This window comes from Streptomyces sp. BBFR102 (assembly GCF_051397025.1).
GTDB lineage: Bacteria > Actinomycetota > Actinomycetes > Streptomycetales > Streptomycetaceae > Streptomyces.
In genome coordinates this window covers 2,641,843-2,665,141 of the sequence record NZ_CP195757.1, presented here as the reverse complement: position 1 = coordinate 2,665,141, position 23,299 = coordinate 2,641,843, and the positions used below count along the sequence as shown (strand labels likewise).

The 23,299-nt window shown below is 73.0% G+C and carries 24 protein-coding genes and 1 pseudogene; 17 read left to right on the top strand and 8 right to left on the bottom strand.

Going from position 1 to position 23,299, the window contains the following annotated elements:
* Nucleotides 1-108 precede the first annotated feature (108 nt).
* Nucleotides 109-417 (bottom strand): hypothetical protein, encoded by a 309-nt coding sequence (locus tag ACSLIC_RS11840; protein ID WP_003949576.1) that lies wholly within the window; start codon nt 415-417, stop codon nt 109-111.
* 1,161 nt (nt 418-1,578) lie between these two features.
* Here ACSLIC_RS11840 and ACSLIC_RS11835 point away from each other — a divergent pair.
* A complete protein-coding gene (locus ACSLIC_RS11835) occupies nt 1,579-2,142 on the top strand; it encodes a hypothetical protein (RefSeq protein ID WP_436737639.1) in 564 nt (187 codons plus the stop codon).
* A gap of 234 nt (nt 2,143-2,376) precedes the next feature.
* Nucleotides 2,377-2,868, top strand: a pseudogene (locus ACSLIC_RS11830) (GNAT family N-acetyltransferase).
* Between the two features lie 44 nt (nt 2,869-2,912).
* On the opposite strand, the gene ACSLIC_RS11825 reads toward ACSLIC_RS11830, so the two are convergent.
* The 4 genes from ACSLIC_RS11825 to ACSLIC_RS11810 all read right to left on the bottom strand — a co-directional run bounded on the left by ACSLIC_RS11825 (nt 2,913) and on the right by ACSLIC_RS11810 (nt 5,737).
* Nucleotides 2,913-3,320: a RidA family protein gene (locus ACSLIC_RS11825; RefSeq protein ID WP_436737638.1), complete on the bottom strand. Its 408-nt coding sequence runs from the start codon at nt 3,318-3,320 to the stop codon at nt 2,913-2,915.
* 563 nt (nt 3,321-3,883) lie between these two features.
* Entirely contained in the window at nt 3,884-4,573 is a 690-nt protein-coding gene (locus tag ACSLIC_RS11820) for a hypothetical protein (RefSeq protein WP_436737637.1), read from the bottom strand.
* 143 nt (nt 4,574-4,716) lie between these two features.
* Entirely contained in the window at nt 4,717-4,821 is a 105-nt protein-coding gene (locus ACSLIC_RS11815; protein ID WP_436740352.1) for a DUF397 domain-containing protein, read from the bottom strand.
* Complete coding sequence (locus ACSLIC_RS11810) at nt 4,796-5,737, bottom strand: helix-turn-helix domain-containing protein (protein WP_436737636.1); 942 nt, start codon at nt 5,735-5,737, stop codon at nt 4,796-4,798. Before ACSLIC_RS11810 ends, ACSLIC_RS11815 begins: the two co-directional genes overlap by 26 nt.
* Nucleotides 5,738-5,925: 188 nt before the next feature.
* On the opposite strand from ACSLIC_RS11810, the gene tgmA reads away from it, so the two are divergent.
* From tgmA to ACSLIC_RS11795, 3 genes are read left to right on the top strand one after another with little or no spacing between them, the layout of a single operon-like run.
* A complete protein-coding gene (gene tgmA, locus ACSLIC_RS11805) occupies nt 5,926-6,120 on the top strand; it encodes a putative ATP-grasp-modified RiPP (RefSeq protein ID WP_436737635.1) in 195 nt (64 codons plus the stop codon).
* Nucleotides 6,121-6,123: 3 nt separating this feature from the next.
* Nucleotides 6,124-7,074 (top strand): MvdC/MvdD family ATP grasp protein, encoded by a 951-nt coding sequence (locus ACSLIC_RS11800; RefSeq protein ID WP_436737634.1) that lies wholly within the window; start codon nt 6,124-6,126, stop codon nt 7,072-7,074.
* A 3-nt stretch (nt 7,075-7,077) separates the two neighbouring features.
* Nucleotides 7,078-7,461, top strand: a complete 384-nt coding sequence (locus ACSLIC_RS11795; RefSeq protein WP_436737633.1) for a hypothetical protein — start codon at nt 7,078-7,080, stop codon at nt 7,459-7,461.
* 13 nt (nt 7,462-7,474) lie between these two features.
* Here ACSLIC_RS11795 and ACSLIC_RS11790 read toward each other — a convergent pair whose 3' ends face one another.
* Entirely contained in the window at nt 7,475-9,361 is a 1,887-nt protein-coding gene (locus tag ACSLIC_RS11790) for a serine/threonine-protein kinase (protein ID WP_436737632.1), read from the bottom strand.
* Between the two features lie 169 nt (nt 9,362-9,530).
* On the opposite strand from ACSLIC_RS11790, the gene ACSLIC_RS11785 reads away from it, so the two are divergent.
* The 4 genes from ACSLIC_RS11785 (at nt 9,531) to ACSLIC_RS11770 (ending at nt 13,810) form a co-directional block, all read left to right on the top strand.
* Entirely contained in the window at nt 9,531-10,604 is a 1,074-nt protein-coding gene (locus ACSLIC_RS11785) for a DUF4034 domain-containing protein (protein WP_436737631.1), read from the top strand.
* Between the two features lie 141 nt (nt 10,605-10,745).
* Nucleotides 10,746-12,140: an aspartate aminotransferase family protein gene (locus ACSLIC_RS11780; protein WP_436737630.1), complete on the top strand. Its 1,395-nt coding sequence runs from the start codon at nt 10,746-10,748 to the stop codon at nt 12,138-12,140.
* Nucleotides 12,141-12,356: 216 nt separating this feature from the next.
* Nucleotides 12,357-13,049: a GntR family transcriptional regulator gene (locus tag ACSLIC_RS11775; protein ID WP_436737629.1), complete on the top strand. Its 693-nt coding sequence runs from the start codon at nt 12,357-12,359 to the stop codon at nt 13,047-13,049.
* A gap of 110 nt (nt 13,050-13,159) precedes the next feature.
* A complete protein-coding gene (locus tag ACSLIC_RS11770) occupies nt 13,160-13,810 on the top strand; it encodes a hypothetical protein (RefSeq protein ID WP_436737628.1) in 651 nt (216 codons plus the stop codon).
* A gap of 23 nt (nt 13,811-13,833) precedes the next feature.
* On the opposite strand, the gene ACSLIC_RS11765 is transcribed toward ACSLIC_RS11770, so the two are convergent.
* On the bottom strand, nt 13,834-14,580 hold the full coding sequence (locus tag ACSLIC_RS11765; RefSeq protein ID WP_436737627.1) for an SLATT domain-containing protein: 747 nt from the start codon (nt 14,578-14,580) through the stop codon (nt 13,834-13,836).
* Nucleotides 14,581-14,992: 412 nt separating this feature from the next.
* Between ACSLIC_RS11765 and ACSLIC_RS11760 the strand changes: the two genes are divergently transcribed.
* The 3 genes from ACSLIC_RS11760 (at nt 14,993) to ACSLIC_RS11750 (ending at nt 16,798) form a co-directional block, all read left to right on the top strand.
* Nucleotides 14,993-15,334 carry a YbaB/EbfC family nucleoid-associated protein gene (locus ACSLIC_RS11760; protein WP_436737626.1) on the top strand — a complete coding sequence of 114 codons (342 nt, stop codon included), beginning with the start codon at nt 14,993-14,995 and terminating at the stop codon, nt 15,332-15,334.
* Nucleotides 15,335-15,546: 212 nt separating this feature from the next.
* Nucleotides 15,547-16,146 (top strand): recombination mediator RecR, encoded by a 600-nt coding sequence (recR, locus tag ACSLIC_RS11755; RefSeq protein WP_436737625.1) that lies wholly within the window; start codon nt 15,547-15,549, stop codon nt 16,144-16,146.
* Nucleotides 16,139-16,798 carry a DUF5063 domain-containing protein gene (locus tag ACSLIC_RS11750; RefSeq protein ID WP_436737624.1) on the top strand — a complete coding sequence of 220 codons (660 nt, stop codon included), beginning with the start codon at nt 16,139-16,141 and terminating at the stop codon, nt 16,796-16,798. Before recR ends, ACSLIC_RS11750 begins: the two co-directional genes overlap by 8 nt.
* 22 nt (nt 16,799-16,820) lie before the next feature.
* Here the strand turns inward: ACSLIC_RS11750 and ACSLIC_RS11745 are convergent, their stop codons facing one another.
* Nucleotides 16,821-17,471: a DUF7691 family protein gene (locus ACSLIC_RS11745; protein ID WP_436737623.1), complete on the bottom strand. Its 651-nt coding sequence runs from the start codon at nt 17,469-17,471 to the stop codon at nt 16,821-16,823.
* A 150-nt stretch (nt 17,472-17,621) separates the two neighbouring features.
* Between ACSLIC_RS11745 and ACSLIC_RS11740 the strand changes: the two genes are divergently transcribed.
* From ACSLIC_RS11740 to ACSLIC_RS11720, 5 genes are all read left to right on the top strand, one after another.
* Complete coding sequence (locus ACSLIC_RS11740) at nt 17,622-17,858, top strand: hypothetical protein (protein ID WP_436737622.1); 237 nt, start codon at nt 17,622-17,624, stop codon at nt 17,856-17,858.
* Nucleotides 17,859-18,133: 275 nt separating this feature from the next.
* A complete protein-coding gene (locus ACSLIC_RS11735; RefSeq protein ID WP_436737621.1) occupies nt 18,134-19,405 on the top strand; it encodes an aspartate kinase in 1,272 nt (423 codons plus the stop codon).
* Nucleotides 19,402-20,505 carry an aspartate-semialdehyde dehydrogenase gene (locus ACSLIC_RS11730; protein ID WP_436737620.1) on the top strand — a complete coding sequence of 368 codons (1,104 nt, stop codon included), beginning with the start codon at nt 19,402-19,404 and terminating at the stop codon, nt 20,503-20,505. Before ACSLIC_RS11735 ends, ACSLIC_RS11730 begins: the two co-directional genes overlap by 4 nt.
* Before the next feature lie 605 nt (nt 20,506-21,110).
* Nucleotides 21,111-21,704: a SigE family RNA polymerase sigma factor gene (locus tag ACSLIC_RS11725; protein ID WP_436737619.1), complete on the top strand. Its 594-nt coding sequence runs from the start codon at nt 21,111-21,113 to the stop codon at nt 21,702-21,704.
* A 125-nt stretch (nt 21,705-21,829) separates the two neighbouring features.
* The gene (locus ACSLIC_RS11720) at nt 21,830-23,224 is read left to right on the top strand and encodes a hypothetical protein (protein WP_436737618.1); all 1,395 of its coding nucleotides are present in this window, start codon (nt 21,830-21,832) and stop codon (nt 23,222-23,224) included.
* Nucleotides 23,225-23,299: the final 75 nt, after the last annotated feature.

Genomic DNA, 23,299 nt, shown 5'->3' with positions numbered 1-23,299 from the left:
CTGCTCGTGGCCGCGTGGGCGCGATGTGGTGACTGGACATCAGGGAGACACGACCTCAGCCGGTGGGCGCGACGGACGGGTGGTGGGGGCGGAGTGCGGGGCGGGCGGTCAGACGGCCATGCCGTACACGATCGTGAAGAGGGTGCCGAGGGAGCCGATGATGAAGACGCCGGTCAGGCCGGCGATGATCAGGCCCTTGCCCTGTTCCGCGCTGAAGGTGTCGCGCAGGGCCGTCGCGCCGATGCGCTGCTTGGCCGCGCCCCAGATCGCGATACCCAGGCAGAGCAGGATGGCGATGGCCATGACCACCTGGATCATGGTCTTCGCTTCGTTCCCCAGCTCGCCGAAGGGCCCCCAGTTGGGGGCGATCCCGCCGATGATGGTGGTGATGTCGCCCTTGTCGGCTGCCATAAGCATGTAACTCACCGCCCCTAGTGGGTTGTTCTTCGACCTCTGCCGATGTGCAGAGGTCACGCCCATTCTCGCCGAGGAGTGTGGTGTTGCGGCACCTCATTGGCGCCAATCCCTGGCCGAGTTTGCGCGGGAACCCGTCCGCGCGCCTCGCCGGTAACGAGGAGCGGTGCACGAGGACACGCAATGTCACTCTGTGTATCACGCCGTGTGACGTCGGGCAATGAAGATCGTTGCGGCAAGTGGATGGAGTGGGGCAGCGCTGACCTGCGATGGAAGGGGCGGGGCGGAGGTGGAGGGGGGCGTTTGGCTGAGGTGGGAAGGCGAGGGGCAGGAGTGGGGGAGTGAGGGGTTCCGGAATCTGGGATGACGGGGTGTGAGGGAGCGGTAGTGAGGGCTCGTAAGGGGGCGGGGGAGGGAGCGCGGGTGAGGTGGACGAGGGTGAGGTGCGTGGGCAGGTCGAGCAGGTCTACGGCCAGAACCGCCTCACGGCGGTCGGGAGGTCGGACCACCGGCCGGTGCGGCTCGCCGACCATCCCCACCAGCGCGGCGGCGCGACCTCGCTGCGGTACGCGGTGCACGAGGAGGCCGGAGGCGTGGCGAGCGGGTACGAGCTCTTCCGGCACGCCTCGGTGCCGCAGGGGTTTCGGGGGCGGGGGACGGCGGCGGAGGAGTCGTCGGTCCGGGTCGTCCGGGAGGCCATCAGGTCGGTCTGCCCGACGGGGAAAGCCCGGCGGTCGGGGAAGGGTTCGCATCATCGAGGAAGTGGCGCCGTTCGGACTCCGTGGGCCACGGACGCCTGCCGCGGGCCTCGCGTGGCAGGGCGTGGCGGGGCTGGCCATCCGGTGATGTCCGGCGGGGACTGCGTTTCGGGTGGCCGATTTCTTACGGTGGTGTCGTCGACGATGGGCCGGGACCAGCTCGGGGTCGGTTTCGGTGAGGAGGGAGACGAGGGGGCACCGCTCATCGAGTGGCCGAGGACCGCCGCCGGGCTGAGGACCAGGGCATGGAGCAGGGGGCGGTGACGGCACCGTACTCCTGCGGGGGAAGGTGCCGCCGTTCTCCGAGAGGCCGTGTCCGCGTAGGCCGGGGGCGAGGGCGCGGTTCCGGCTGGTGCTCCGGGTCCGTCGGAGTGCGTTGTCGGTCGGGTCGCCTACTCTTCCCGGCATGAGCAACGACAGCAGCGCCCTTCTCGGGGAGAACGCCACCTGGCAGGCGCTCCAGGGCACTCCGCTGGGCGAGATCAGGCGTCGCGCCGCGCTGGTCGCCGTCGAGGCGGACGTGGAGCCGACCGAGGTCGACGGCGCCGAGCGCCTCGCCTGGAACGACGGCGGTGGTCAGTCCGCCGTCTGGTACTTCACCGCCGACGGCCGCGCTCTCCTGCTGACCTTCGACCACGAGGGCTCCCTCAACCTCTACGCCGAGGGCGACTACGCCCTCCAGGTCTCCCTCTACGAGGGCGTCCCCGACGCCCTGGTCGCCCTGGTCCGTGACCGCCCGGAGAACTACGAATCGCTCAACCTCACCGACCCGGACTCCGGTGCCACCATCCACTACGCGGGCGGCGTCTTCTGGTTCGACGGCGCTGCCGAGGGCGGCTGGCGCATCGCCGACGGTCTGGCGGCCTACTGCGAGCGGGAGAAGATCGAGCTGAACGGCGAGGCGGGCTTCAGCTACTGCCTGGCCCCGTACCACTTCGGCGAGGAGTTCCCGGAGCCCGGCCGTAGCTGAACCGCCGCCCGCCCGCGCCGCATGAACGAGGTCGGTCCGATGATCCGCCCCGTGGAGAGAACACCTAGCCACGAGGCCCGGCGCCTGCGGCTGTCCGTCATCCCAGCGCCTCTCGCACGCTGGGGGAGTTCGGGGCCCCGCGCGCTATCGCTCCCGGAAGCCCCACCGTGCAGACCCGGACCGAGCACACCGCAGCCGGGAAGACGGAGCACGACCACGGCACCGACTGTCGAACTGCGACGGTTCCCCATTCTGGGATGACGTACGCGAGGACACGGCCGAGGTCTGCGCAGAGGTGCGAGCACCGCTCCTGCACCTCCCGAACCGCACCACGCCCGGCTTCGGCGAGAGGCTGGACCGGCACGGCCGCGAACCGGGCTTCGTCCCCGTTCTCGCGTACGCGCAAGGCCAGCTCGGCGGCTACACCTACGCCAACCGCATCGGGCACGGCGTCCGGTACGGGCAGCGCACCACCCCGCCGTCCGGTGACGCGTGCGCCGCGCAGCCGACGCTCGCCCTCAAGGAGATCGGCGTACGACCTGCGTGGCGCGGGACAGGTACCGCCCGCCGCGTCCACGGCGTACTCCTCGCCGCGAGCGGCGACCAGTACGAGACCCTGATGGTCGACTCATCGGCAGGAGAGGGGAAGTGCGTGCCCTCTACCGCTCGTGGGGGTACGAGGACATCGGTACGAGCCAGCCCTCACCGGCCTCAGCGGGAGGCTGAACCTCTCCGCCCGCCCCCCGGGGCCGAAGTGGCGGGGCGGCCGGTCAGTCCAGTACCGCTGTCGCCTCCACCTCGACCAGGTGCTCGGGGACGTCGAGGGCGGCGACGCCCACCAGCGTGCCCGGCGCGGCCGGGGCCGTTCCCAGCCGGGCGCTGGCGCGGGCGACGCCCTCCTGGAACTGCGGCATCTTGTCGGGTGTCCAGTCGACGACGTACACGGTCAGCTTGGCGACGTCCGCGAAGGTGCCGCCGACGGCGGTGAGAGCGGTGTGGACGTTGAGGTAGCACTGCTCGACCTGGGCGGCGAGGTCGCCGGCGCCGACCGTGGTGCCGTCCGCGTCCCAGGCGACCTGACCGGCCACGAAGACCAGCCGCGATCCGGTCCCCACGGCCACCTGCCGGTAGGCGCCGACCTTCGGCAGTTCCTCGGGGTCCACCAGGGTGATGGCCATGTTGCGGCCTCCTTGTCGTCATACGCGGGCGTGAGCGCCGGAGCGGGGCCGAGGCCACGCGCTCCACGGTCACTTGTGGTTACTCGAGAACCGTAAGAGAGTTCCCGCCGCCTGGGAAGAACGCACTTTTCGGTGACGGGGGAACCTGATGGTGACCGAGCAGCTCAACACGGCACACCGGAGGGGCGCGGGGCTGAGCCGTGCCGGCTCCCCGGCGCGCGGGGTCTTCTCGGAGGCCGCCGACCAGTGGGCGCTCCTGATCGTCGACGCGTTCGGCGAGGCCACCACGGGCTCCAGCGAGATCCGCGACCGGGCCGAGGGCAACGGCCACAGGACGCACTCCCAGCCCTCCGCGTGCTCGAACGCGACGGACCGGCGGAGCGGTAGGCGCACCCGACGGTTCCGCCCCGCGTCGGTGACACGCTCACCGAGCCGGGCCGGGCCCCGCGTGGGACGACCCGCCTGCTGTGCGCGTGGACGCGGCGGTACCCGGGAACATCGACGGGGTGCGGGGGCGGTGTGAGGAGCGACGGTTCCGGGTACCCCGGGTACCCGGTCGGCGGTCAGCGGAGCAGGCCCAGGGTGTCCAGCGAGGTCCCGGACGCCCACTGCTGCAACTGGCGTCCGTCGACCAGGTGGTCGCCGCCGGGACGGGAGGCCCACTCGATCTCGGTGGGGCTGTACGTCCCCCGGCTGACGACGACGCGGATCACCCGGTCGTCGGCGGGGCCGCCGGGCTCGCGCAGGGTGGCCGGGCCGCCGGGCGGTTCGCCGGCACCGGAGCCGTCTTCGGCAGGGCGGAACGAGACGTCGAGGCGGCGGTCGCGGCGGTCGCGCGCGTACAGGCGGGGCCGGCCGTCGTCGGGCATGGGCAGGACGTGCCAGCCGTCGCGGCGCAGGATGCGTTCGGCGGCGACGGCGAGGCCGTGGTCGTCGAGGACGGCGAGTTCGGCCGGGGTGTAGCGGCCGCTGCGCCGGCGCACCACGGCGCGCCGCCAGGGCACACCGACCAGGGTGGCGGCTGCCAGGAGTACGGCTCCAAGGAGCAGGGCGCCGACGCCGTACACCCGGAACAGCCAGGCGAGGCCGATCACCGGGCCGGCGGTGACCAGGACCATGCCGGCCAAACCGGGGAGGATGTCGCGCAGCTCGGGACCGGCACGGCCCTGGGAGCGCAGTTCGGCGACGGTCTCGCGCCGCTGCGCACGGCGCGAGGTGGGTGCGGTCCGGTGGTCCTGACCCTGCTCCGCCACAGCCGACTCCCCTCACCCGGCGTGCGCCGTCTCCGCAGGCGAACCGTTCCGCCTCCGCCTGACACCCTCGCACGCCACCCCGGCCGGCGCCCGCGCCGGGGCCCACCGGGCGTACGCCTCGGGCGCGTGCTGGTGGACGGCTCCTAACCCCGCGTCACGCCCAGGAACACGTGCCACGCCCGGTTGGAGACCCGTACCGTCCCCCGGCCCGGGTCCTTGCTGTCACGTATCGGAACCAGGCCAGGCAGGTCGTCGCGGACCTCGACGCAGTCCCCACCCTGCGTGTTGCTGTAGCTGCTCTTGCGCCACGGACCGGCGACGTCGTCGGGAGACGCGAGTGACACCGTAGGAGCCCTCCAACACGTTGCGGATCATGGCTGCGGACGCATGGGGTGAGAGCGCCTGGGCGTGAAGCTGATCGAATGCTAGCCCGTAGCCCGCAGCCGTTTCCGGGTCGTCGATCAGCTCCCCGGAGTGCGAACTCTCCAGGTAGGCGACGTCCGGGCGACGGTCGAAGCTGAGGACGGTGACCGAGCCGCCGAGCGCCGGGTGCACGCCGGCGGAGAAGGGCAGCACCTGGAGCGAGACCCGCTCCGTCTCCTGCATGTGCAGCAGGTAGGTCAGCTGCTCCCGCATCACCTCCGGCGGCCCGATCGGTCTGCGCAGCACGGCCTCGTCGAGGATGGCCCAGAAGTACGGCGGCGACTCCCCGGTGAGCAGCAGCCGCCGCTCCAGCCGGGCGCGTACCAGGCTCTCCAGGGCGCCGCCGACGCTGGGCCGGGCCGCGGCCAGCAGGGTGCGGACGTAGCTCTCGGTCTGGAGCAGGCCGGGGACGGTGGCGGCCATGTACTTGCGCATCCGGGTGGCGCGCTGCTCGAAGCGCATGAAGGCGCGCGACCAGTCGGGGTACGGGGTGCGCTCGATGTGGGCCCAGAGCGCGAGGAGTTCGCCATCGGCGTCGAGGGCCTGGTCCAGGAGCCGGCAGACCGTCTGACTGGGGGTCTCGCGGCCGAGTTCCATCTGGGCGAGGCGGCCCTGCGAGGTCGCCGCCTTCGCGGCCAGTTCCGTCTGGCTCCAGCCCTTCGCTCTCCGCAGCCTGCGGATGCGCGCGCCGAGCAGCGCCGCGAGCGAGGCGGTGGGGTCCACGGACTTCGGCGCTGGCATCTGCCCCCCGGTCTGGGTAATCAGGAACGCGATTGATTACCGGATTGTCCCTACTTTCGCCACGCTCTGGGCACAAGTTCCCTTGACCGGACGTCCGGTCGGGCGGACGCGCCCCGGGGCGTCCGCGGCGCCACCCGTACACCCCCGCCCGAGACCCGACAGAGGCCAGACGCCGAGGAGAGTGCACGATGACGATCACGCCCTTCGCCCTCCGGTTCGCCCGTCCGCAGGCCGACGAGCCGGCGGCGCCCTACGCCTTCGACCGGACCGAACAGGTCAACGTGCTGGCCGACGGCGGGTACGCGGCCGAGGACACCGCGCTCCTGGCGCGGCTCGGCTCCACCGCGTCCACCGCCGGGAGCAAGACCCACTGGGACGACTGAGCGATGACCGTTCTCGTCCTGACCTGCGAGGAGGACGTCACCGCCGACGCGGTCGTGCTCCAGCTGCGCGGGCGTGGCGTTCCGGTCCTCCGGCTGGACCCGGCCGACTTCCCCGGCCGGATGGACCTCGCCGTGCGCGTCACCCCGGACGGCGGGGTCACCGGCCACCTGGCCTCCCCCGCCGGGCGCGTCGCGCTGGAGGAGATCCGCTCGGTGTGGGTGCGCCGCCCCGGCGTGCCCGGCCGGCACGTCGCGGCGGAGCAGCGCGAATGGATCACCCTGGAGTGTGAACGCGCCCTCTGGGGCGCCCTGCGCGCCACCGGCGCACGCTGGATGAACCATCCGGACGCCCTGGAGCGCTCCCGCCACAAGCTCTGGCAACTGGCCACCGCCGCCCGCGCCGGGCTGCGCGTCCCGGACACCCTCGTCACCACCGACTCCGACGAGGCCGTCCGCTTCCAGAGGGCGCGCGCGGACCTCGGGGGCGGCCTCATCGTCAAGTCCGTGTCCGGCCGTCACCCGCAGAATCCGCCGCTCACCCTGGCCACCGCCGCCGTCCCGCCCGACGCCGACTTCACCGGCGTCGCGGCCTGCGCCACCTGCCTCCAGCAGCGCGTTCCCAAACGCACCGACCTGCGGCTGACCGTCGTCGGCGACCGGTACTTCCCGGCGTACGTCACCCCGCGCACCGACACGCTCGACTGGCGCTTCCTCCCCGCCGACGCCTGCGAATGGGGGGCCGGCGAGGTGCCCGGCGCGCTGCGCACAGCCGTCCGCACCTATCTGCGCGAAGCTCAACTCGCCTACGCTGCATTCGACTTCGCCATCGACGAGGACGGTACTCCATGGTTCCTGGAGGCCAACGCGGGCGGCCAGTTCCTCTTCGCCGAGATCGAGACGGGTATGCCCATCACGGAGGCGATAGCCGCCTGGCTGGCCATGCGACGGGAGTGAGTGATGGCGGGACGACTGCCCGACGACCGCGAGTACCCTGCGCCCATGGGCTACTTCGACGACCTGTCTCCCGAGCGGACGTGGACGCCCCGCGCCTGCACCCTCTGCTGGGACGCGTCCCGCCCGCTGGCCCTGATGTTCCCGGTGAAGTCCGTCCACTTCTGGCGGGTCACCGACGAACAGGGCACCAGGCAGAAGCTCCGCCACGAGTCCCAGCAGTGGTTCGCCTGCGACCGCTGCAAGGAGTACGTGGTGGAGCACCGCTGGGAGGAGCTGGCCGCCGAACTCGGCGAGCCCGAGGGATACTTCGAGCCGCTCGCCGAAGCCTGCCTGAACACCGGGTGGAGCTACCGCAAGGGCGGGCGGACGGGGCGGCCCTCCGCCTGACCGGCCTGCTCGGTCAGCCCGCCTTCGTGTAGGTGAGGGATTCGCCGGTCGCGTCGTTGAGGCGGGTCAGGCGGCCGTCGCCGTGGAGGGTGAGCGTGGTGGACTCGCCCGCGCCGCACGAGGTCATCGGCCGGCCGACCACCACCTGGGACGGGCCGACGCGCACCGGTCCCCCCGAGCCCGGCTCGGCGCTCAGCTCCGCCTGGAAGACGCAGCGGTAGGAACTGGCGCTGCCCTTGACGGGCCCGGTCGCGGTGAGGGAGAGCACGAGGTCGCCGACCTCGCCCTGCTGGAGCGTGAGGCGCCGCTCGTCGGCGGTGCCGATGGTGGTGGTCCAGGTGCCCAGGAAGGCGGCGGGGACGGCGCCCCCTGCGGCCTCGTCGTCTCCGGACGGCGTCCGCTCCGCCGGGCCGGAGTCGCCGCCCGGGGCGGCGGAGGAGGGCTGCTTCGGGTCGCTGGCGAGGTCGCCCCCGCCGTCCTCGCGGAGCGAGGCGTACACCCCGGCGCCCGCGCCGAGGGCCACGATCAGGGTGATGAGCAGCAGGAGGACCGTCGGGCCGCGCCTTCGCGAGGGCGCCGGGAGCGGGGTGGTGGCCGGCCCCGGGTGCTGGTGGGGCTGGGGGTAGCCGTAGGCGGGGGGCCCGCCGTGGGCCTGTGCCGGGGGAGTGGCGGCGGCCGGGGCCGCGTGGGGCTGGGCGGCATGCTGCGGGGGAGGGGGCGGGGTGGTGCCGTCGACGACCGTGGGGAGGTGGTTGACGCCACCGGCCTGGGGTGTGCCGGGGGTGCGGGGGCCGGGCGGGGCGGGAGCGCGCGGCGGGCTCGCGGGGCCGGCGGGTACCTCCGGGGCGCCCTGGGGCGCCGGGTGGACGGCCTCGGCGGAGGGTGCCGGGGGTGGCGGTGTGCCCGGGGCGGTGGGTGCGCCGGCCGCCGGGGCCTCGGCGGAGGCGCCGGGTCCGGGGGCCGGGGTCGCGGGGCCGTTCTCCGGGTCCTCCCGGTCGAGCAGGCGGACCGCGTGGCGGCCGAGCTGGGCGACGAGGCTGCCGGGGAGCCACGGGTCGAGGGCCCTGCCGTCGCCGACGGTGTCGTCGGCGCCGGTCAGGGTGAGCAGGCGGCCGGGGGTGGGACGGGCCTCGGGGTCCTTGTCGAGGCAGGCGCCGATGAGGGCCTGGAGGTTCTCGGGGACCTCCGCCAGGCTGGGCGGTTCCTGGGCGATGCGGTACATCAGGGCGTGGACGCCGCTGTCGGCCGTACCGAAGGGGAGCGTTCCGGTGGCCGCGTAGGCGAGGACCGAGCCGAGGCAGAAGACGTCGGCGGCCGGGGTGACGCGGTCGCCGCGGACCTGCTCGGGGGCCATGAACCCGGGCGAGCCGACGACGGCGCCGGTCCGGGTGAGAGCCGCGTCGGCGGTGGTCTCCAGGGCGCGGGCGATGCCGAAGTCGATGACGCGCGGGCCGTCGATGGTGATGAGGACGTTGGACGGCTTGAGGTCGCGGTGGATGAGGCCCGCGGCGTGGATCTCCTTGAGGGCGTGGGCGAGGCCGGCCCCCAGGATGCGGACGGAGCGCTCGGGCAGCGGGCCGTGGTGCGAGGCGACCACCGACTGGAGCGAGGGGCCCGCGACGTATCCGGTGGCCAGCCACGGCACCTCGGCCTCGGTGTCGGCGTCGAGGACGGGGGCCGTCCAGGCGCCGCCGACCCGCCGCGCGGCCGCGACCTCCTTGCGGAACCGGTCGCGGAACTCCGCCCGTTCGGCCAGCTCCCGGCGGACCAGCTTCACCGCGACGGTGCGCCCGCGCTCCGACCGGGCCAGGTAGACCTGCCCCATGCCGCCCATGCCGAGGCGGGCCTGGAGGCGGTACGCCCCTATGCGCTGCGGGTCCCCCGGACCGAGCTGTTCCATCGCGGCGCCGCCTCCCCCGTAACACGCGTCTGCCACTGGTCCGGAGGATAGTCGGCGGGCCGCGTCCGCGCTCCGCTCGGCCGCCCTTCGTATCCGGACCGGGACGAAAGGCGGTCCCAGCGCCGCGAATCCCCTTGCCGAGCAGGGCACGTGGCGTCATGATCACGCGGTGATCAGCATCTTCGTCATCGCGGCCGCCGGTTTCGGTGTGGCCTCCCTGGCCTCCCGGGCGCGCCGTTCCCGGGAGCGGGCGGCGTTCGACCCCGCCCTGCACGGGCTGGTACCCCGTGACGCACTGGACCCGGACCGTGCCGGGCCCCCGCGCCCCGACCCGGACCACGACACGGTGATCGAGGTCGTCCTCGCCGTCCGCCGGGGGGAGTGGAAGCAGGCCGCCGCCTACGTGGAGGCGGCCGGGCAGGACTGGGACGAACGCTGGTCGCGCGTCGAGCTCCTCCAGGAACTGGCCCAGGAGGACGACGACTGGCTCAAGCGGTGGCGCAAGGCGTGTCCGGAGAGCGGCGACGCCGCCACCGTGCGGGCCGGGCTGATGGTCCACCGGGCCTGGGCGATCCGGGGCAGCGCCTACGCCCACAAGGTGTCCCAGGCCGACATGGCCACCTTCCAGCGGATGCTCCCCGATGCGATGAAGGCCGCCCACGAGGCGTCCGAACTGGCTCCTGCCGACCCCGGTCCCTGGGTCGTGATGATGACGGCCGCCCGCGCGCTCAACTACGACCACGGCCAGTTCTCCCGCCTCTTCGCGGGCCTCCAGACCCGCGCCCCCTACCACTGGGCGGGCCACCTCCAGGCCCTCCCGTACTGGTGCGCCAAGTGGCACGGCTCGGACGAGCTGATGTACGACTTCGCCAAGCGGGCCCTCGCCGCCGCCCCGCCCGGCAGCGTGCTCCCCGGCGTCTACCTGTACGCGCTGGACGAGGAGGAGCAACGGTCCGGCCGGCGCCTGATGCGGACCGACCCGGCCGACAAGGGGCTGCTGCTGACGGTGGCCCGGGCCCTCGCCTCCGTCCCCGGGACCGACCCGCGCCTGCCCGGCCTGCTCCACCTCCTCGCGTACCACCTGACGCGGTGCCAGATGTACGAGGCCGCGCTGCCGGTCTTCCGCACCCTCGGGCCCTGGTGCGGAGCCTCGCCCTGGCGCAAGGGGGACCGGGACCCGGTGGACGCCTTCGACGCGGCGCGGACCACGGCCGCGCTCAAGGTGGCCGAGGGGCGCGGCTGATCCCGGGGCGGCCCGGGCGCTCCCTCGCCCGGGCCGCCCCTCGATGGGACCGCGCCACCCGACAACCTGTCGCCCCCGCCTCCCGGCACCAGACACACCGCCCATTGCCCCGACCGCACCCTCCGCTCTTAGCCTGTGGGCATGACCCCTCAGTCCAGCCAGCACGGCTCCCCCCGTCCGGGGCTCCCCGAGCCCGACCCGCAGACCGGTGCCGCCGTCAAGGCCGCCGACCGGGCGCATGTGTTCCACTCGTGGTCCGCGCAGGACCTGATCGACCCGCTCGCCGTGGCCGGCGCTCAGGGGTCGTACTTCTGGGACTACGAAGGCAACCGCTTCCTCGACTTCTCCAGCGGCCTGGTCTTCACCAACATCGGCTACCAGCACCCCAAGGTGGTCGCGGCGATCCAGGAGCAGGCGGGCCGACTGGCCACCTTCGCCCCCGCGTTCGCCGTGGAGGCGCGCTCCGAGGCGGCCCGGCTGATCGCCGAGCGGACCCCGGGCGACCTCGACAAGATCTTCTTCACCAACGGCGGCGCCGAGGCCGTCGAGAACGCCGTGCGGATGGCCCGCGTCCACACCGGCCGCCCCAAGGTGCTGAGCGCCTACCGCTCGTACCACGGCTCCACCGCCGCCGCGATCAACCTCACCGGTGATCCGCGCCGCTGGGCCTCCGACAACGGCAGCGCCGGCGTCGTCCACTTCTGGGCGCCGTTCCTGTACCGCACGCCGTTCTACGCGGAGAACGAGGCGCAGGAGTGCGAGCGCGCCCTCGCGCACCTGGAGTCGACCCTCGCCTACGAGGGCCCGCAGGCCATCGCCGCGATCATCCTGGAGACCATCCCCGGTACCGCGGGCATCATGACGCCGCCGCCCGGCTACCTCCAGGGCGTCCGCGAGATCTGCGACCGGTACGGGATCGTCTTCATCCTCGACGAGGTCATGGCCGGGTTCGGCCGCGCCGGCACCTGGTTCGCCGCCGACCTGTACGACGTGGTGCCCGACCTGATGACCTTCGCCAAGGGCGTCAACTCCGGGTACGTGCCGCTCGGCGGCGTCGCCATCAGCGGCAAGATCGCCGAGACCTTCGCCAAGCGCCCCTACCCGGGCGGCCTCACCTACTCCGGGCACCCGCTGGCCTGCGCCGCCGCCGTCGCCACGCTGAAGGTGATGGCGGAGGAGGGCGTGGTCGAGAACGCCGCCCGGCTCGGCGCCGAGGTCGTCGAGCCGGAGCTGCGCCGGCTCGCCGAGCGCCACCCGAGCGTCGGCGAGGTCCGAGGCGTCGGCATGTTCTGGGCGCTCGACCTGGTCAAGGACCGCGAGACGCACGAGCCCCTGGTGCCGTACAACGCCGCCGGCGAGGCCAACGCGCCGATGGCCGCCTTCGGTTCCGCCGCCAAGAAGCGCGGGCTGTGGCCGTTCATCAACATGAACCGGACCCACGTGGTGCCGCCGTGCACCGTCACGGAGGAGGAGCTGAAGGAGGGCTTCGCCGCTCTCGACGAGGCCCTGACCGTCGCGGACGAGTACACGGTCTGACGCTCCGGCCCGGTCCGGGCGGAGCCGCCGCACGGAGGGTGACCGGGGTTTCACGTGAAACCCCGGTCACCCTCCGTGGTTTCACGTGAAACCACGCCCTGCCCGTGCAGGCCGCGACCACCTCCGGCCGACCTCTTTCCCGGCGCACGCGCGGCGCTTCCCGCTCCTGTAGCGCGTAGGCTGACGTGCCCATACGCGACCGGGAAGGACAGGCAGATGTGCGCGACGCGCGAGTACAGCGCCCACGCCATCACCCGCTCCACGCTGCGCCAGCAGATCGCCGGCGCGCTCCGTGACGAGGTCCTCGCCGGACGGCTCCGTCCCGGCCAGGAGTTCACCGTCAAGGAGATCGCCGAGCAGTACGGCGTCTCCGCCACCCCGGTCCGCGAGGCGCTGGTCGACCTCTCCGCGCAGGGGCTCCTCGACTCCGTCCAGCACCGGGGCTTCCGGGTGCACGAGTTCTCGGTCGCCGACTACCGGGCCATGATCGAGGCCCGGGGGCTGATCGCCGACGCGATGTTCAGCGGCCTGGGCGGCCACACCCCCGGCGAAGCCGACCGCTACCTCGCCGTACGGCGCAGGGGCGAGGAGGCCGCCCGCGCCGCCTCCGCCGGGGACCTCAACGTCCTCATCGGCTACGACCTGCGGTTCTGGCAGGAGCTCTGCGCCCTCTTCGGCAACCCCTACCTCTCCGACTTCGCCTACCGCCTGCGCCTGCAGTCCTGGGTCTGCTCCGTCCCCCATCTGCGTCGCCAGAGCGACCTGCGTGGCCGCCTGTGGACCGGCCACGGCGGCCTCATCGACGCCCTCGCCCACCGCCGCCTCCCCGAGGCGCAGGCGATCATCGCGGCCTACAACGCCGATTCGCTCGCCCTCATCGAGGAACTGGCCGGCCCCGACGCCCGCTGATCCAAGCCGTACCACCCGGAGCCGGACGGCCCGGTTGCGCCGTACCCTTCCCGCACGACCCCCCACTACGCTTCCCGTGGTGATCCCAACGGCGACCAAGGAGAGTTCTGTTGGCCTGTGACCTGTGGCTGGTCCCCCTTGTCGACGTGCTGTGCCACGCCCCTGACAACCCGTTCGCCGAGGAACTCGCGCTCTACGACTCCGCGCTGGGCGCCGCCGGACTGCCCTCCGTGCCGGTCTACTCCTACATGCCCGGGCTCTCCGGCGACGTCGCCCCCGTCGCCGGCTTCGACTACGAGGCCCTGCACTTCCTGCGCCGCGCCTACCTGCTCCGGGTCTGCGGCCTCGAAGTGACCCCGGTGGACGAACTGGGCGGCGACTACGAGCAGTTGCTGGAGATGTTCGAGGCGACCGCCCAGCGCTCCCACCTGGTCTGGCACTACGACCACGCCGGCGCCTACGTCCCCGTCGACTTCCCCGAGCCGCTGGCCAACGACGAACTCCTCGCCGGGGGCGGCCCGCTCGGCTCCTCCCACGGCCTGCTGCGGGACCTGGCGTACGTCGCCCCGTCCATCGGTATCGATCCGGCCAACCCGCCGACCGCACCCGCACCCCCGCAGGGCCCCACCGAGCTGGAGGAACCCGCCGCCCCCGCACCCCTCGACGACAGCCCCTTCGCCCGCGAACGCCACGTCTGGCTCGGGCTGCACGCGGCGGTCACCAAGAGCCTCGGGCAGGGCTCGATGATCGTCTTCAGCTGAGCCGGTCACCCCGACCGGGCCGGTCAGCGGGTGTCCGGAGGCCGCTGGCGCGGCATGTTCGGGCGGGCGCCCGGCAGCAGGGCCGGTCGGGCGCTCTGGGCAGGCAGGTCCGCGCGGGCCGGGAGGCTGCCCGAGGCGCGGGCGGCGAGCGGGGCCGGGCCGGTGCGGAACTCCACCATCCAGTCCGCCGTCTCGGTCCTGACCAGGGCGTTCAGGTCGTCCGCGAAGCGGCGCAGCACGCCCAGGCAGCGGTCGGCGGCCTCGGCGGCGGTCCCGTCGGTGGGGCCCAGCACCTCCCGCACACACTCCGAGGCCCAGTCGAACTGGAGCACCTGGAGCCGCTGTTGCACCGCCTGCGCGGTCGCCATGTCCCGCATCCACCCGGAGGTCAGCCCGAGGTACCGGTCCAGGGCGACGCAGGCGGCCGCCGCCAGCACCGCCAGGCAGGCCCACGGCGAGGCGCCGGGCACCGCACCGGTCAGGTCGAGCAGGGGCAGGGCGGCGGCGGTCCCCGCGCCCAGCGCCGCCCCGGCCCGCAGCAGGCGGGCGCCGCGGCGCTTGCGGACCCGGTCGGCGAGGTACCAGTCGGCGGTGGACAGGGCCGACTCCTCGACCCGTTCGTACAGCTCGGTGAGGCGGTCGGCCGGCTGGCCCCAGTCGCCCAGCGGGAAGGGGCGGCCGGTGAGGTCGGCGGGGCGCCGTGGGCGGCGCTGTTCCCGGGGGCGGGCGTCGTCGGCCGGGCCCTCGGGCTGCTCTTCGGGCTGGCTCACCAGGCACTCCCTCTCGGGGTCGCTGTGCGGGACCGTCGTCGGCGGACCGTGCGCGCGGCGGCGGGGCGTGGCGAACGGCCGTACGGGATGGTACGGAGCCGTGGCCACGGTGCGTGCGCACACGCGTGCTTTCCGTGACGCCCGTGGGGTTGGCGGCTCCCGGGCAGGGCGGAAGGCTCCTTACTACCGCGCGGCGGACCGGCGGCGATCCGTCCCGGGTGCCCGAAAAGGGCCCTGATCAGGCCGGGCGCGGGTGGGGGCGGTCACCCGAAAGAGTGCCTCAGCGAGGCTCGGGCCGAGCACGTACGCTCAAGACAGGCGGGTACTCCCGGGCCGGTGCCCGGGCGAGCGACTCCCGTCACGACCCGACCCCCTATCTCTGACCCCAGATCTCAGAACACAGGAGCTGATCGTGATCCCCGGTGGTGGCCAGCCCAACATGCAGCAGCTGCTCCAGCAGGCCCAGAAGATGCAGCAGGATCTCGCGGTGGCCCAGGAGGAACTGGCCCGCACCGAGGTCGACGGTTCGGCGGGCGGCGGCCTCGTCAAGGCGACGGTGAACGGCTCCGGTGAACTCCGCGGCCTGGTCATCGACCCGAAGGCCGTGGACCCCGAGGACACCGAGACCCTCGCCGACCTGGTGGTCGCGGCGGTCCAGGCGGCCAACGAGAACGCCCAGCAGCTCCAGCAGGCCAAGCTCGGCCCGCTGGCCCAGGGCCTGGGCGGTGGCGGCATCCCCGGCCTGCCGTTCTGAACCCCGGCGCGGGAAGGGGTGCGGAACGAGTCCGCCGCGTCCCGTCCCGCACCGCTTGATCCGAGTCCGACCCGGCGCGTTCACCCGTGGTGAATCCGCCTCCCGTAATCCGCCGCACGCCTTCTGGGCGGGCACCCCGGCGGCTACGGTACGAAGCGACGGCCCGGCCCCGGCGAGGGTCCGGCGCCGCGGAGCACGAAGGAAGGCGTTCCGTGTACGAAGGCGTGGTCCAGGAGCTGATCGACGAGCTGGGCAGGCTGCCCGGCGTCGGTCCCAAGAGCGCGCAGCGGATCGCCTTCCACATCCTCCAGGCGGAGCCGACCGACGTGCGGCGCCTCGCGCACTCCCTGCTGGAAGTGAAGGACAAGGTCCGCTTCTGCTCGGTCTGCGGGAACGTCGCCCAGCAGGAGCAGTGCGGCATCTGCCGCGATCAGCGCCGGGACACGACGGTGATCTGCGTGGTCGAGGAGCCGAAGGACGTCGTGGCGATCGAGCGGACCCGAGAGTTCCGGGGCCGCTACCACGTGCTCGGCGGGGCGATCAGCCCCATCGAGGGCGTCGGCCCGGACGACCTGCGCATCCGCGAACTCCTCGCCCGTCTCGCCGACGGAGCCGTCACCGAGCTGATCCTGGCCACCGACCCCAACCTGGAGGGCGAGGCCACGGCGACGTACCTCGCCCGGATGATCAAGCCCATGGGCCTGAAGGTCACCCGCCTCGCCAGCGGGCTGCCGGTGGGCGGAGACCTGGAATACGCGGACGAGGTCACTCTGGGCCGCGCCTTCGAAGGGAGACGACTCCTCGATGTCTGACGCCACGCTCCACTCCACCACGCAGGACCCCGACGACTTCGCCGTCCAGATCGCCGACCAGGTCGAATCCTTCCTGGTCGCCGTCACCGAGATCGCCAAGGGTGACGAGCCGGACAGCGCGGTCCCCTTCCTCCTGCTGCAGCTCTCCCAGCTGCTGCTGGCCGGTGGCCGCCTCGGCGCCCACGCCGACTTCCTCCCCGAGGAGCGGTACGAGCCGGACCTCGGCCCCGAGCCCGACGTCGACGAGCTGCGCGAGCGGTACGCAGCCCTGCTGGCCCCCGTCGACGTCTACTCGGAGGTCTTCGACCCGTACGAGCCGCGCACCGCCCCGGTCCCGGCCCGCATCTCCGACGGCCTCGCCGACATCGTCGCCGACCTGCGCCACGGCATGGCCCACTACCGAGAGGGCCGTACCGCCGAGGCCTTGTGGTGGTGGCAGTTCTCCTACTTCTCCAACTGGGGCACCACCGCCTCCGCCGCCCTGCGCGCCCTCCAGTCCCTGGTGGTCCACGTCCGCCTCAACCAGCCCCTCCCGGCCCTCGACGGCCTCGACACCGACCAGGACCTGGCCGACGAGTCCCTGGACGAGGAGGCCGGCCGCGTCATGGCCGAGGAGATCGCCGGACCCCTGGGCATGCGCCCGGCGCGCTGACCCTCCTCGGGCGCGGTGGGGGTCAGGTGAGCGAGAAGAACAGCGTGTCCTGGGTGTACCAGTCGATGTTCTTCGTGGCGTACTCCCATTCCTCGTGTTCGAAGTCGAGCATCTTGATGAGCAGTCCGAGGTCGTGGCGGAAGTCCTCGGGGACGCGTTCCAGGACCGTGCGGTACGCGTCGGCCGTGGGCTTGGCCTGGTCGAGCGGCAGGTGGCCGATGGCCGGGTAGCCGTCCAGCGAGGAGGGCAGGTAAGGGAACTCGGCGGGCAGGCCGCCGTAGAGGTACTCCAGGGGGAGCATGCCGGAGGGCACGCCCGCGCGGCGCAGTTCGTCGCCGAGCAGGTCGAGGAAGGTGACCGGCTTGGACCAGGTGGCCAGGTGGGAAGGGTCGGAGGCGTTGCGGTCGATGATGATCTGGAGCGCGGTGTGGTAGGCGTTCCCGGCGCACTCGGCCGGGGAGTCGGCGCGCCCGGCGAGGAGGTGCTCCAGGGCCTCGCCTATGGAGAGCTCCCAGTCGACGCCCTGGTGGTCGAGGCTGGCCTGCTCGGCGGCGGCGTACTCGCGCATCCCGGCGAAGCGGCGCGACTGGTCCGAGGTGAGGGCGTCGGCGCCGCCGAGGTAGGCGAGGACGTCCGCCTTGTCGGCGGTGGAGTAAGCGATGTTGTGGCTCATGCCCGCAAGGGTGGCAAGAGGGACTGACAATGAGCTCGGGCGGGGGTGACGCACGCTCAGCGTGCGGCCTCCGTGGGCTGGTTGACCCCTGCCATAGGCTCCGACGCGCCGGGAGCGTGCGCCCGGCGCCCGTGACCCCCGAGGAGCCCCATGCCCGCCCCCGCCGGATTCACCTGGACCACCCGAGCCGACGGCACGGTCGTCATCACGCACCGGGGCCGCAAGGCCGCCACCCTGCGCGGGGAGCGGGCCGCCAAGTTCACCGGGGAGGTGGAGTCGGGCGACCCGCAGGAGGTCATGGCCCGCTGGACCGGCGCGTACAAGTTCGGGAACGAGCGGACGGCGCGGGAGCACCCCCGGAACCGGGGGCGACGTGGGCGCGGGTGAGCCGGTCCCGTGGCCGGGCGGAACCGGACGACCCGCCCATGGCCAGCTCTAAACCTTTTGTGGTCACCCCCACAACCGGGAGTGATCGGTGAGGCCCTGGGAAGGGGATCGGCTGAGCGGCCGTGGGGCGCCTGGGCGGTGATCGCTGTCCGAGCGGGACATCTCGGGATGTGATACCTCCAGGGTGTTTCCGGCCGGCTCGGTAAAATGAGCCGACCGCGGCGGAGCCGACCGCTCCGAGGCGCGGACCGAAACTGATTGACCGAGGAGCGCACGTGGGCCTTGTCGTGCAGAAGTACGGCGGCTCCTCCGTAGCCGATGCCGAGGGCATCAAGCGTGTCGCCAAGAGGATCGTCGATGCCAAGAAGAGCGGCCACCAAGTGGTCGTCGTGGTGTCGGCGATGGGTGACACGACGGACGAGCTGATCGATCTCGCCGGGGAGGTGTCCCCCATCCCGTCGGGCCGCGAGTTCGACATGCTGCTGACGGCGGGGGAGCGGATCTCCATGGCCTTGCTGGCGATGGCGATCAAAAACCTGGGCCACGAGGCCCAGTCCTTCACGGGGAGCCAGGCCGGTGTCATCACCGACTCGGTCCACAACAAGGCGCGCATCATCGATGTCACGCCGGGCCGCATCCGGACCTCGGTCGACGAGGGCAACATCGCCATCGTCGCCGGTTTCCAGGGCGTCTCGCAGGACAAGAAGGACATCACCACCCTCGGTCGTGGCGGCTCGGACACGACCGCCGTGGCGCTGGCGGCGGCGCTGGACGCCGACGTCTGCGAGATCTACACCGACGTCGACGGCGTCTTCACCGCCGATCCCCGGGTCGTCAAGAAGGCCCGCAAGATCGACTGGATCTCCTTCGAGGACATGCTGGAGCTGGCCGCGTCCGGCTCCAAGGTGCTGCTCCACCGCTGCGTGGAGTACGCCCGCCGCTACAACATCCCGATCCACGTGCGCTCCTCCTTCTCGGGGCTCCAGGGCACGTGGGTCAGCAACGAACCGCAAGGGGACCAGAAGATGGAGCAGGCCATCATCTCGGGTGTCGCCCACGACACCTCCGAGGCCAAGGTCACGGTCGTCGGCGTGCCCGACAAGCCGGGCGAGGCCGCGTCGATCTTCCGTACGATCGCGGACGCCCAGGTCAACATCGACATGGTCGTGCAGAACGTGTCGGCGGCCTCCACGGGCCTGACCGACATATCCTTCACGCTCCCCAAGGCCGAGGGCCGCAAGGCCATCGACGCCCTGGAGCGTGCCAAGGGCTCCATCGGCTTCGACTCGCTGCGCTACGACGACCAGATCGGCAAGATCTCGCTGGTCGGCGCCGGTATGAAGACCAATCCGGGCGTCACCGCGGCCTTCTTCGAGGCGCTCTCCGACGCCGCCGTGAACATCGAGCTGATCTCGACCTCCGAGATCCGCATCTCGGTCGTCACCCGCGCCGACGTCGTCGACGACGCCGTCCGCGCCGTCCACACCGCCTTCGGCCTCGACTCCGACTCGGACGAGGCGGTCGTGTACGGGGGCACCGGGCGATGAAGCCCCGGCCGACTCTCGCGGTCGTCGGAGCGACCGGAGCCGTCGGCCAGGTCATGCTCCAGATCCTGTCGCAGCACGCCGACATCTGGGGCGAGATCCGTCTGATCGCCTCACCCCGCTCGGCCGGCCGCAAGCTGGTCGTGCGGGGTGAGGAGGTCGAGGTCCTCGCCATCGGCGAGGACGCCTTCGAGGGCGTCGACATCGCCATGTTCGACGTCCCCGACGAGGTGGCCGCCCACTGGGCGCCGGTCGCCGCCGCCAAGGGCGCCGTCGTGGTCGACAACTCCGCCGCCTTCCGGATGGACCCGGACGTGCCGCTGGTCGTCCCGGAGGTCAACCCGCACGCGGTGCGGTCGCGGCCCAGGTCCATCGTGGCGAGCCCCAACTGCACCACCCTGTCGATGATCGTCGCGGTGGGCGCCCTGCACGCCGAGTTCGGCCTGCGCGAGCTGATCGTCTCCTCCTACCAGGCCGCCAGCGGAGCCGGACGCGAAGGCGTCGACACGCTGCGCCGCCAGCTGGCCGCCGTGAGCGGTACGGGGCCGCGCCCGGCCGTCGCGGAACCGGGCACCGGGCCGGGCGACGTGCGCCGGGCCGTCGGGGACGACATGGGGCCCTTCCCCGGACCGCTGGCGCTCAACGTCGTGCCGTGGGTCGGTGAGCTGCGCGAGGGCGGCTGGTCCTCGGAGGAGATGAAGATCCGCGACGAGTCCCGCAAGATCCTCGGCCTGCCCGACCTGCGCACCGCCGTCACCTGCGTCCGCGTCCCCGTGATCACCACGCACTCGCTGACCGTCCACGCCCGCTTCGAGCACGAGGTGACCGTCGAGCGGGCCCGCGAGATCATCGCCACCTCCCCCGGGGTCGTCCTCTTCGACGATCCGGCGGCAGGGGAGTTCCCGACCCCCGCCGACGTGGTCGGCACCGACCCGACCTGGGTCGGCCGGGTCCGGCGGGCCCTGGACGACCCGACCGCCCTGGAACTCTTCGTCTGCGGGGACAACCTCCGCAAGGGGGCCGCGCTCAACACCGCCCAGCTCGCGGAGATGGTGGCGCGGGAAGGCCGCGAGGAGCCCGAGGGCCGGCAGCCCGGCGCGTGAGGGAAGCGGCCGGAACCGGAGGGAGCGCGCACCGGTGCGGTAAGCCCCGGAAAGGGGACTTCGGTGCGTGAACGGCGCTTTCCCGGAGCAAAGGGCGGCCTCGTGTCCGATATGGGGACGGGATTTGGCCGGGAGGGAAAATTCCTCCGCTCGGGCGCCGAAGTCTGTGTAGGGCCTGTGTAAATTGAGTGCGCGATCAGGTGGTGGACCTTCTGAGCTGCACCGACACGGGCATGCCCCCGTGCCGGGCGGCCCTTGGGGAAACGCTTCGCCGCGACCTGCAACCGGGCGCGCGACGCGGGGCGTCTTCAGTAACCGTTCTCGGTCCGGAAAGCCGGTGGGGGGAACTCCGGCCGACGGGTCGTTCCTTGGGCGGAGCCGACCGCCGCCACCGGAATGACGCGAAAACTGGGGAAAAGGGAAGATCGGTTACGCATGAGGGCATTCGACGCAACGCCGGGAACCATGCCTGCCGCGTACAACCCTGTCGGGGGGAAGCGTGTCCAACAGACGTGGCAGAAGTTCTGGACTTCACAGCGGTACAGGCGAGGGGTATCCCCCTGCGCCCCTCACGGCGCCCCCGGGCGGCCGTCGGCTCCGGTGGCATGCCGGTGATCGCCCCGATGCCGGCGACCCGGCAGCCCACCCGTGTTCCGGCTCCGCGTGACGGCGCCGAGGCCACGATGAGCGCGCCGACGACCACGGCGGGGACCACCGTCGACCATCTGACCGAGACCTACCGCGCCCACTACCGCTCGCTCCTGGGGCTGGCGGCGCTCCTCCTCGACGACACCGCCTCCTGCGAGGACGTCGTCCAGGAGGCGTTCATCCGGGTCCACTCGGCGCGCAAACGCGTCCGCGACCCCGAGAAGACCCTCGCCTACCTGCGGCAGACCGTCGTGAACCTCTCCCGGTCCGCGCTGCGCCGCCGCATCCTCGGCCTGAAGCTCCTCTCCAAGCCGATGCCCGACATGGCCAGCGCCGAGGAAGGCGCCTACGACCAGCTGGAGCGGGACGCCCTGATCAAGGCGATGCGCGGCCTCCAGCGCCGCCAGCGCGAGGTCCTCGTACTGCGCTACTTCGCCGACATGACCGAGGCGCAGGCCGCCGAGACCCTCGGCATATCCGTCGGCTCGGTCAAGGCGTACGGCTCTCGCGGGATCGCGGCCCTCCGCGTGGCGATGGGCAGTCCGTCGTGAGCGCGGGCCGCCCCGAGCGGCACGACGGTGCCGACCGGAACCCGCAGGGGCCCGGCCGAGCCGAGGCCCCCGACGGCGGGCACGAGCCGAACGAACAGCAGCGGAAGCAGACTGGGAACGCAGCGGTGAACGAGCAGGGCGGCAAGAGGACCGAGCAGCCCGGAGGGGATACGGGCGAGGAGACCCGGGAACCGGGCTCCTCGGCCCGACCGGCGGCGGAGGCCACCGGCGACCGGTTCCACGACGGCGGCGAGGACGCGGCGGCGGGCGAGCAGGACACCGAGCGGGCCGGCGGGACGGACGCGACGTCCGGCAGGGCGGAGCCGGAGGGCGCCGCCGCCGGCGAGGCCGAGGCGGAGACCACGGTCATCCCGGCGCAGCCGGCCGCCGAGCCCACCACCGCGTTCGACGAGGACGGCCTGCGGCGCCTGCTGCGCGGCGAGACCACGCCGCCCGGGGCGCCCGCCGACCGGCCCGGCCCGCTCGACCCCGAACTGGACGGACCCGCCCCGCTGGACGAGGACGACCTCCGGCGGATCCTGCACGGTGCCGCCGGAGGGCTCGGCCCCGCCGACACCGACGCCACCCTGGAGCATCTGCGGCGCGCGATCCCGGCCCGCCGGGCCCGTAAGCGCCAGGCGGTCGTCGGGATGGCGGCGGCGGCGCTCTTCGTGGGCACGGCCGTCCCGGCGCTGGTCCATGTGACCACGTCGCCGGCGTCCGACGCCCGCCCTTCCATCGCCGGGCACGGGGAGGACGTGCAGGGGGGCACCGGCGGTGAGAGCGAACGCGGGGGCAAGGACTCCGGTGCCGGCTCCGGTAAGGACGGCGCCGATGCCCCCGGCGCCGAGAAGGAGGGGGAGAAGGCCAAGGGCGGCGAGTCCGCCGAGCCCGGCGAGCACCCGGACGGCTCCCCGCTCCCCGACGACGCCCGTGCCGCCGCCTCGCCCCTCTGCGACTCCTCCCAGCTCGGCTCCGCCTCCACCTCCACCGAGACGCGCGGCTCCGACGGCTCCCTCTACGGCACCTTCCGCGTCACCAACGTCTCCGACCGCGGCTGCACCGTCTCCGGCTCCGGTACCGTCTCCGCCCTCGCCGCGGGTGCCGCCGACGCGAGCAGGGTCGGCGTGGTGCCGCACACCCAGGGCGACCCGGCCACCGGCCTCCCCTCGCCCATCACGGCCGCCTCGCAACTGGTCCTCGCACCCGGCGCCGCGTACGAGGTGAAGTTCGCCTGGGTTCCGTCCGAGAGCTGCCCGAGCGCCGGTGACGGCGGGAGCGGGGGCACCGCACCGAACGAGCCGACGCCGCCCGCCGAGGGCTCCAGCGGTGGTACCGACCAGGGCTCCACCGCCCCCGACGTCCAGCCGCAGCTGATGCGCTCCGACGGCGGCAGGGCCGACGGCAGCGTCACCGTCACCCACACCGCCGACGCGGGCGCCCCCAGCACCGCCACCACCGTCCCGGACGCCTGCGCCGGCACGGTCTACCACACGAGCGCCCTCCCGGCCGCCGGCTGACCGGCACTCCGGCCACCCGCCACCTACGACGATGCCCGCCCCCTCGGTGAAGGGGGCGGGCATCGTCGTACGCGC